We start from the raw sequence: 9,517 nt of genomic DNA on the forward strand, positions 1-9,517 counted from the left end.
CCGCCGAGGCCACCCCCGCGTCGTGGCTGAGCGAGAGGTGCCACGACCGCACCCCCAGTTCGGCCGCGCGCGCCGCCACCGTCCCGGTCACCCGCAGCCGGGGCCGCCCGCTGTCCTCGACGTACACCTCGGCGTCCGTCCAGAGCAGTCCGGCCGGGGCGCCCAGCGCCTTCGCCACCGCCTCCTTCGCGGCGAAGCGCGCGGCGAGTGACGCGGGGCCCCGGCGCTCCCCGCTCGGCAGCAGCAACTCGCTGTCCAGGAAGAGGCGTTGGGCCATCCCGGGCGTACGTGCCAGGGACGCCGCGAACCGGTCGATCTCGGCCACGTCGATACCAACCCCGATGATGCTCATGCCGAGCACCCTAAGGCCGTGGCCTGCGCGTCCCCGCGCGTCCCCGCTCGAACACCGCGAGGGGGTGGTACGTGGCCGGGACCACGTACCACCCCCTCCCCCCGTCGCGGTTCAGCTGCGCGTCAGCGTGTAGTCGCCGCCGACGTTGTCGAACGTGGTCACGATGCCGTACTCGCCGGTCCGGGTCGGTGTGAAGGTCACCGAGACCGGCTGCCCACCGGAGTTGGACCCGACGGCGGACGCCACCGCGGAGCTGCGGCTCTGGACGAACGTCGACGGATTGCCCGGATCGTCGCCCATGACGAACAGGCCGGCCACCGAGATCGGATTGTCCGGGGTCAGCGTGATCGTCACCGGCACACCCGCGGTCAGCGCCGTGTCCTGCACGGCGGCGACCTGCGAGTCGTCGAGGTGGAACCTGGTGGGCGCCCCCGGCTCCAGGGTGTCGAAGCCCATCGCGGACTCGATGGTGAAGGTACCGGGTCCCTGGAACTGGGTCACGCGTGGGTAGTAGTCGCCCACCGGCCGCAGATTCGAGTCGATCGCGACGAAATCGACCGCCTGGCCGCCCAGGAAGCTGCTGCCGAGACGCACCGTCTGCGCCCGGTCGTCGTACAGCGTGAGGGCGAAGTCGGTCGGAGCCGACGGCCGCAGTGCGACCACGGACCACGACTGGACCGCGGTGTTGAGACTGAAGTTCTGCGCCGGTGTGGAAGAGGTGAACGTGGGGAGGAACTGGCCCCGGCCATCGATCAGGGGCCTGCGGTACCCGTAGTCGATCGTGTTCTGGTAGAGCGACCCCAGCGAGTCGTCGGACACGTCGAACCCGTCCGTACCGCGACTGCTCCAGAACGACGCCAACGTGGTGTTGACGTGATGCGCGAACGTGGAGAAGACGAGTCCGAAGACCTCATTGTGCTGGTCCCAGATTTCGGTATTGACGACCTGGAAGTCCATGAGATCCCACAACGCCCCAACGACCCGTTGCTCCGTCACGTCACCATTGCCGATACCGTTGAACCCCCAGGTCGGAGGCTCGAAATCGATCGAGGTTCCGCTACGGAACCGATAGACCGAGGTGCGGTTCATGGCCAGCGAGAAGAAGTCCGCCCATCCCTCGATCCACGCGCATACGGCGGTGCTGGCCTGGGCGGGAGCATGCGGACTGGGACAGCCCACGGTCGACGGGAACGCGTCGTTGTAGACGTCGTCCATCAGCGCGTGGCCGATCTCGTGCATGACCTCCATCGGGGCGTCCGGGGTCCCGGGGGACAGGTGCACCACGTTGCCCACCTGGTCGTAGTGATCCATGTCCTCGGGTCCGATGTTCGACCAGTCGATCCGAAACTGGCGACAGGTGCTGTCCTTCGGATCCCAGCAGCCGTTCGAGTGCGGGATCCCCAGCCACGCGTCATTGGCCACGTCGAAGGCGTGAGCGGCCCGGTGGCCCGCCGCGCCGTCGCCGGGACCGACGGTGCCGAAGGTCGCCGTCCTGCCCGCCACCGGGTTGTTGCGGACCGTCGTACTCCGGTTGTAGACGTCCGTGCCGTTCTGCACCCGCCACGCGCCGTTCTCGAGCTTGAACGTGACGTACAGCCGCGTGAACTGCGCGGCGGTGAAACAGATGTCGAAGTGGCCGTTGGAGTCCGTGAGCCCGGAGATCAGTGCGCCGGTCAGCAGATCCCGCACCTGGACCTGCACGTTCATCCCGTTGTGCTGCACACCGGCCTGGTCCTTGTAGGCCCAGACACCGACCGCGTGCGTGTCACAGGCCAGCAGCGACGGCGAAGCGCCGGAGTCTTCCTTCCGCGCCGGAAGTCCCGGGCTCGGCACACCGCTCGTCACCTGCCAGGCCGGACGTTTCGCCGCGACGGGCGATGCCGCTACGGCGGATGGTCCACCGCCCGAGTCCGCCCATCCGACCGCGGGACTCACCAGCGCGCACAACACCGCCACCACGACAGTGAGGATGGTTCTTCGCGCCCGCCTCATCAGTTGAACTGCCAGTACTGGTTGTACGCGGCCACCGAACCGCAGGTGAACTGAACGATCCCGGCCTTGTCGGACTGGCTCGATCCCGCGACGGCCATGCACTTGGCGCTGTGCCGGGCCACGAGCTGGACCCCGTTGATACCGGCCGGCGCGGCCCGCAGGAACCACTGCTGGTTGTTCGCGCTGGTGCAGCCGTACTGGTTCACCACGGCGTTGTTGTCGAGGCTCTTCTCGCGGACGTCCGCGCACTTGCCGCTGTTGAGGTTGACGAGGAGAAAGTAGCCACTGTCGGTGGACTGGAGCGCCCACTGCTGGTTCCGGCCGCCGTTGCAGGCGTACTGCTCCAGTCCGTGCCCGTCGTCCGTGGCGGATTCCGGTACGTCCAGGCACTTGCCGCTGTTGTAGTTGGTCACCGTGTAGTAGGTCACCGCCTGTGGCTGAGCAGCGGCGGTCGAGAGCCCGAGCAGGCTCGCGCCGAGCGCCGTCGCGACGGCGACGGCAACACGGCCGGGACGTATCGGAGTTGCGTTGGTCATGCCCATTGGGTCATCCCCCGATGACGAGAACTGGGTGGTCCGGCGACAACGTTGCCGCCGTGGGCAAGCGTGTCCGCGCCGCGCTCGCGGGGGATGAGCAACCGTTACTCAACTACCCCGAGTTCCTGAGCCAGTTCGTGCCGGGTGGTCACCCCGAGCTTGGCGTAGGCGTGCTGGAGGTGGTTGTCGACCGTGCGTACCGACAGGGTCAGGACTGTGGCGATGTCCTTGCTGGTGTTGCCGACGGCGGCGAGCAGAGCGATCTCGCGTTCGCGGGCGGTGAGCGGCGCGGCGGCCCGGGCGAGGATCAGCAGGGGGGTGCGGGCACCCTCGCAGCGGACCCGGGCCGTGGCGGCCCGCCGGTCGGCGGCGGCGGCGCGGCGGGGCCGGTCCGCCCGGCGCCAGCCGGCCGCGGCGGCGGTGGCCGCCTCGGCGGCGAGCAGATCCGCGCCCACGACCTGGCACGCGTCGGCGGCCAGGAGGAGCAGCTCGGGGTCGTCGGCGGCCAGCGCCTCCGCCAACTCGGCCCGAGCAGGGGCGAGTTCACCGTCACATGCTCGGGCGAGCGCGGTCAGCCGACCGGTGACCTCTCTGGCTCCGCCGAGCCGGGCGGCATCGGTCAACAGCAGCGCCTCACCGGTCACATGACCGGAGGCGCGGGCGATGGCGGCGGCCTCGACGAGCACCGCCCGGGCCCGCCCCAGCTGTCCCCGAGCGGCCAACAGCCAGGCCTCGCCCAGGAGTTCCTCCCCGGCGGACAGCATTCCCGGTTCCACGGGCGGCAGCGCGCGATGTTCGGCGAGCGTGGCCTCGGCCGCGTCGAGATCTCCCAGTACGGCCGCACACGCGGCGAGCCCGCCGAGCACCGGCCGTAACGCCATCGCGTGATCGATGGAGCGGGACACGGTGGCGGCCTCGGCCCACCAGCGGCGGGCGGTCGCGGGATGACCGGCCAGCCAGTGCGTACGGCCGAGGAGGAGCGCCAGCCAGATCCGCACCGGGGCACCGGCCGCGGTGAGTTCGGCGTAGGCCGGCTCGCCGGCCCGGCAGACCTCGGCGGCCGGGACACCGGCTTCGGTGAGCGCGAGGACGAGCGGGACGCGCTGGAAGGCGGGGTGGGAGGCGAGGGCGCGTTCCTGGACCCGCCGGTGCGCGTCGTGGGCGCGCCGGGCCCAGGTGGTGGCCTCGGCGGTACGGCCCACCAGGGCCAGCGCGGCGGGCTTCATCCAGGCGCCGCGCAGCCAGGCGTTGACGTCGGGAGCGTCCCCGACATCGGTCTCCAGGTCCTCCAGCAGGGCCAGCCCCTCGACCGGCCGGCCACCGACGATCCGTAGGAACCCCTCGTTGATCGTGAGTTTGCGGCGGTCTGCCGGAGCGCTCATCCGTTCGCGGGCCGCGTCGTTGACGGCGAGCGCCTCGGCGACGGGGGCGTTGCTCCACAGCAGGCTCGTCGTCCGGACGAGGGCGACCGCGAGCCGTTCCTGTTCGTCGACGGCGAGGGCGTCGGCCCCGGCGAGCGTCGCCTCGGCCTGCTGCCAGCGGCCGAGCTCGAACAGGGCCTCGCCGAGCCGCAGTTCGGTGGCGGTGGTCCGGCGCTTCTCCGGCAGGGCTTCCAGCAGGGCGACGGTCCGGGGTAAGTCGTGGGCGTGGCGGGCGAGTAGGGCGGCCTGCGTGAGGAGTGCCGGGTCGGCGGTGCCGGTGGCGGCCAGCCGCCAGGTCGCGATGTGCAGCAGGTCGCCGCGACGCCGGGCGCCGCGCGCCTGGACCCGGGCGGCCTGGTCCAGGAGCAGGGCACGGCGGCGCAGCAACGGCAGTCCGGCGCGCAGCACTTCGCCGTACAAAGGGTGGGCCAGCGACACCGTCGTACGCCGTCGGTCCTGTGTGACGCGGATCAGCCCCGCCTGTTCCAGGGCCACGGTCACCCGCGGCGGGGCGAGGGCTTCGGCGTACGTCAGGGGCAACGGCTCGCACAGCGCGAGGAGTTCGAGTACGGGGCGTCCCTCGGGGGCGGCGGCGGCCAGCCGCGCGCCGATCATCTCGGTCAGCCGGGCGGTACCAGGCAGCCGGTCGTCGACGAGCTGCCAGATCTCCCCGTCCTCGGTCAGGTTTCCGACGGCGAGGGCACCGAGGACGAGTTCACGCAGGTAGAGCACGTTGCCGCCGCTGGCCGCCGACAGCTCGTGCAGGGTTCTTCGGGCGACGGGCCGCCCGAGCGCGGCCTGCAACAACACCTCAACCTGCGCGGGACTCAGCACGGTCAGATCGACCCGGTACACCGAGTCCCCGCCCCGCAGCGCGGCGACCGCCTCCCCGTACGGCTCACCGGTGCGCACGGTCCCGATCAGCAGCAGCGCGCCGGTGTCCATCAACTGCCGCAGCAGTACGGCCGATGCGGCGTCCAGCAGATGCATGTCGTCGACGAACAGCACCCACTTCCGCCCGGGTCCGGAGGCCAACTCCCGTGCGACGGCGGCGAATCCGGCGACAGGGTCGGACAAGTCGACCCCGACGGGCAGCAGATGGGCGATCGCTCCCAACGGCACGGTTCCTGCCGCGACACTGGCGGTGGCCCGCCCCACCCGGAACCCGGAGGCCGCGCCTCGTTCCAGACACTCCTCCGCCAGCCGCGACTTGCCCACGCCGGCCGCTCCGCCGACGACGAATCCACGACATCCCTGGTCCTCCAACGCGGCGGCGAAGTACGCCAGCTCCGCCTCACGCCCCACCAACGGCCAACGCCCGGCCCAGTCCCGCATCCCGGCTCCCCCGTCCCCGACGGCCTGTCATATGCCGCTCGACACGAGCCCATCCCATCAGGTCGGGGCTCGTCGTCGGGTGGCGTTTCGGGCCATCGTGGAGGCGGGGGCGGCTGCCGGAAATCCAGCGGCGTCCCGGGTGCCTCGGGCGTCCCGGGCACCTCGGGATCAGGCGGCGTCAAGAGCTCCGGTGATCTTGCGGATCATGTCGGCCATGACGGGGCTGGACTGGTCCTTGCCGGTGCGGGTGCCCGCTTCGAGGGCGACGAGGACGGTGCCGCGGAAGTTGTCGGCCTCGGCCGGGTCCTGCTTCTTGAGGATGCTCACGGCTTCGGTCAGGGCCGGCAGGACACGGTCGGCGAGTTCGGCGACGGACTTGCCGTCGAGGCCCTTGATCTTCGACCTCTCGGCGAGCACGTACCCGATCGGGCCGGTCGCGGAGGCCAGGGCGATGCTGCCCTGGGTGGCGACCTTGTGCGGCGAACCGGCGGCACCGGCGGCGGCCATCAGCGAGACGGCGCCGTACGCGGCGGTACGGAGGGTGAGCTTGTCCTGGTCGGTGAGGTTGATGCCCATGGTGATGCGCTCCTGAGTTCGTCGGTTCTGCGTCGGCTTCCTTCTGACACAGAGCCTGCGCCCACCCGGTTTCACGACGCCTTCAGCACGCCCTCAGCGCGCTTTCAGCGGAGCGCGACTAGCCTGAAGCCCATGCATCAGGCCCGAAGGCGCGACCGGCGTCCCGCGCATCGCACGGGAGCGGGGGCGAAGGCGAGGGCGGCCCAACACCAGGCTCCGGCCTGGGCAGTTGAGGTCGAGGGGGCCGACGTGGTGATCGTCGGCTATTTCTCCGGCAGGCAGAAGGACTGGGCCGCGCTGATGGATGCGGCGGCGCGAACGCTGGAGGAACGCGGTGCGCGGGTCGTGGGCCGGATCGTGCAGCGGCGCGGGGTCTCGGCCGGCGGTGCCAGGAAGATGGCGTTGCCCTATTCCTCGCGAACTCTCCTGACGTACGGGAAGGTTCGCGAGGCGGCGACACTCTGCGAGCGGACGAACGCCGACGCGGCGGTCTTCGTAGGCTGCCTGACGCAACGTCAGCGCCGCGTACTGACAGGGATGTTGGGCTGCCCCGCCGTAAGCCTCGCCGATGCCCTGACATCCGCGACGCAAAGACCCCGGCCAGGCCCACCCTCACGTTCCCGACCGGAGCCTTCACCCCCTTCGGAGAAGCCCTGAAGCCGACCCTAAATCCGGCCCCGAAGCCAGCTCGCTCCCCTCACTCCACCGTCACCGACTTCGCCAGATTCCGAGGCTGATCCACTTCATTCCCCCGAGCCGTAGCCAGCTCACAGGCGAACACCTGCAACGGCACTGTCGCGACCAGCGGTTGCAGCAGCGTCGGTGTCGCCGGGATCCGGATCAAGTGGTCGGCGTACGGGGCGACGGTCTCGTCCCCCTCCTCCGCGATCACGATCGTCATCGCACCCCGCGCCCGGATCTCCTGGATGTTGGACACGAGTTTGTCGTGGATGACCGACCGCCCACGCGGCGACGGAACCACGACGACGACCGGCATGCCCTCCTCGATCAGAGCGATGGGCCCGTGCTTCAACTCCCCCGCCGCGAAGCCCTCGGCGTGCATGTACGCCAACTCCTTGAGCTTCAGGGCGCCTTCGAGCGCCACCGGGTATCCCACGTGCCGGCCCAGGAACAGCACGGTGTTCTTCGACGCCACCGACCGCGCCAACTCCCGTACGGGCTCCATGGTTTCCAGCACCCGCTCGACCTCGCAGGAGATCTGCGACAGGTCCCGGATGACGGCCTGGATCTCGTCGCCCCACTTGGTGCCGCGGACCTGGCCGAGATACAGCGCCACCAGATAGCACGCCACCAGCTGCGTCAGGAACGCCTTCGTCGACGCCACGGCGACCTCGGGCCCGGCATGCGTGTACAGCACCGCGTCCGACTCACGGGGAATCGTCGACCCGTTGGTGTTGCAGATGGCCAGGACTTTCGAGCCCTGCTCCCTCGCGTGCCGTAGCGCCATCAGCGTGTCCATCGTCTCGCCGGACTGCGAGATGGCGATCACCAGCGACCGCGCGCCCAGGATCGGATCCCGGTACCGGAACTCGCTGGCCAGCTCCACCTCGCAGGGGATCCGCGTCCAGTGCTCGATGGCGTACTTGGCGATCAGCCCGGCGTGGAAGGCCGTACCGCACGCGACGATGACGACCTTGTCGATCTCCCTCAACTCATGGACGGGGATGCGGACTTCGTCCAGAGACAGCAGGCCGGACGCGTCGATGCGGCCCAGCAGCGTGTCGGCGACCGCCTTCGGCTGCTCGGCGATCTCCTTCAGCATGAAGTAGTCGTAGCCGCCCTTCTCCGCGGCGGACGCGTCCCAGTCGACGTGGTACGAACGGACCTCGGCCGGAGCCCCGTCGAACCCGGTGACGGTCACCCCGTCCCGGCGCAGCTCGACGACCTGGTCCTGCCCCAGCTCGATCGCGGAGCGCGTGTGGGCGATGAACGCGGCGACGTCGGAGGCGAGGAAGGCCTCACCCTCGCCGACACCGACGACGAGCGGCGAGTTGCGACGGGCGCCGACGACCACGTCCGGCTCGTCCGCGTGCACGGCGACCAGCGTGAACGCGCCCTCCAGGCGCCGGCACACCTGCCGCATCGCCTCCGCCAGATCCGCGCACCCCGAGAACTCCTCGGCCAGCAGATGCGCGACCACCTCGGTGTCCGTGTCGGAGGCGAGATCGTGCCCGCGCTCCGCCAACTCGGCCCGCAGACAGGCGAAGTTCTCGATGATGCCGTTGTGGACGACCGCCACGCGCCCCGCGTTGTCGAGATGCGGGTGGGCGTTCGCGTCCGTCGGCCCGCCGTGCGTGGCCCAGCGCGTGTGCCCGATGCCCGTCGACCCCGCCGGCAGCGGGTGATCGACCAGCTCCTTCTCCAGATTGACGAGTTTCCCCGCCCTCTTGGCCGCCGCCAGCCCGCCGTCCGCGAGCACGGCGACACCCGACGAGTCGTAACCCCGGTACTCCAGCCGCTTCAGCCCGGCCATCACCACATCAAGCGCCGACTGCGACCCCACGTATCCCACGATTCCGCACATGCGCCGCAGCCTAGGCGCCGAACCCCGCCCGAACACGGCACTTCGTGCCCGATTTCGGAAATTACGGCCATGATCGACAACCGGCCGAGTCTGTCCTTCGCGCCGTCCCCTGCCGACCGGACCGGACACTCTTGTGCAAGCCACGCGGCGCCTGCCTAAGGTGGCGCGGGCCATAGCGGATCCTGACCAGTCCGGCCGCGCCCAGTCCGAACCGGCGACCGGGGGAAGCAGACCGTCCATGTCCGACTACGGCTTCGCCCGCGCGTCCCCTGAAGTCCTCGCCGCCCGGCACGAGTTGGCCGACCAGGTGATCCGGGCTCTCCAGCGCGCCGGCCTCCCCGCCTTCCACCACGGCGCCCCCGAGACGGCGGACCGGTCAGGCGCCGCGGTCCACGTCGAGCCCGACGCCGAGACGACACCGGCATCAGCACCGGTGTCCGTGAGCTGGCGATGCGACCCCGCGATGATCGAGGCAGCCGTAGACGCCCTCACCGCCGGCGATCCCACCGCGCCGATCGTCCGCTACCCCGGGACGATCGGCCTGCACATGCAGAGCGCGCTGATCGACATCCTGCTGTCGTCGGGAGTCGTCGCGAAGCCGGACAACGACACCATGAACCCGGACCACGTCCTGGTCCTCGGGACGATGTCCGACCCGCCGCCCACCCAGTCCCGCCGGCACGGCCACCAGCGGAAGCCCGCTCAACAGCCGGTCCATCGGCAGCAGCCCCGCGTCGAGCCCCTCGCACACCCCGCACCC

The 9,517-nt window shown here is 70.6% G+C and carries 8 protein-coding genes; 2 read left to right on the plus strand and 6 right to left on the minus strand.

All coding sequences use genetic code 11. From position 1 onward, the window contains the following. The 5 genes from ACNFOC_RS44780 to ACNFOC_RS44800 form a co-directional block, all read right to left on the minus strand. On the minus strand, positions 1-352 hold a 352-nt coding region (locus tag ACNFOC_RS44780), incomplete at its 3' end, for a holo-ACP synthase (RefSeq protein ID WP_416964756.1). Positions 353-463: 111 nt separating this feature from the next. Continuing rightward, on the minus strand, positions 464-2,311 hold the full coding sequence (locus ACNFOC_RS44785; protein WP_416964757.1) for a hypothetical protein: 1,848 nt from the start codon (positions 2,309-2,311) through the stop codon (positions 464-466). Between the two features lie 32 nt (positions 2,312-2,343). Further along, positions 2,344-2,880, minus strand: a complete 537-nt coding sequence (locus tag ACNFOC_RS44790; RefSeq protein ID WP_416964758.1) for an RICIN domain-containing protein — start codon at positions 2,878-2,880, stop codon at positions 2,344-2,346. A 104-nt stretch (positions 2,881-2,984) separates the two neighbouring features. Further along, positions 2,985-5,636: a helix-turn-helix transcriptional regulator gene (locus ACNFOC_RS44795; RefSeq protein ID WP_416964759.1), complete on the minus strand. Its 2,652-nt coding sequence runs from the start codon at positions 5,634-5,636 to the stop codon at positions 2,985-2,987. A gap of 168 nt (positions 5,637-5,804) precedes the next feature. Further along, positions 5,805-6,212: a hypothetical protein gene (locus ACNFOC_RS44800; protein ID WP_416964760.1), complete on the minus strand. Its 408-nt coding sequence runs from the start codon at positions 6,210-6,212 to the stop codon at positions 5,805-5,807. A 249-nt stretch (positions 6,213-6,461) separates the two neighbouring features. Here ACNFOC_RS44800 and ACNFOC_RS44805 point away from each other — a divergent pair, with 249 nt between their 5' ends. Next, positions 6,462-6,869 (plus strand): hypothetical protein, encoded by a 408-nt coding sequence (locus tag ACNFOC_RS44805; RefSeq protein WP_416964761.1) that lies wholly within the window; start codon positions 6,462-6,464, stop codon positions 6,867-6,869. 40 nt (positions 6,870-6,909) lie between these two features. Here ACNFOC_RS44805 and glmS read toward each other — a convergent pair whose 3' ends face one another. Then, complete coding sequence (gene glmS / locus ACNFOC_RS44810) at positions 6,910-8,757, minus strand: glutamine--fructose-6-phosphate transaminase (isomerizing) (RefSeq protein WP_416964762.1); 1,848 nt, start codon at positions 8,755-8,757, stop codon at positions 6,910-6,912. Between the two features lie 238 nt (positions 8,758-8,995). Here glmS and ACNFOC_RS44815 point away from each other — a divergent pair. Continuing rightward, a partial coding sequence (locus tag ACNFOC_RS44815; RefSeq protein ID WP_416964763.1) for a hypothetical protein occupies positions 8,996-9,517 on the plus strand: 522 nt, incomplete at its 3' end.

Source organism: Streptomyces colwelliae, assembly GCF_048158785.1.
GTDB lineage: Bacteria > Actinomycetota > Actinomycetes > Streptomycetales > Streptomycetaceae > Streptomyces.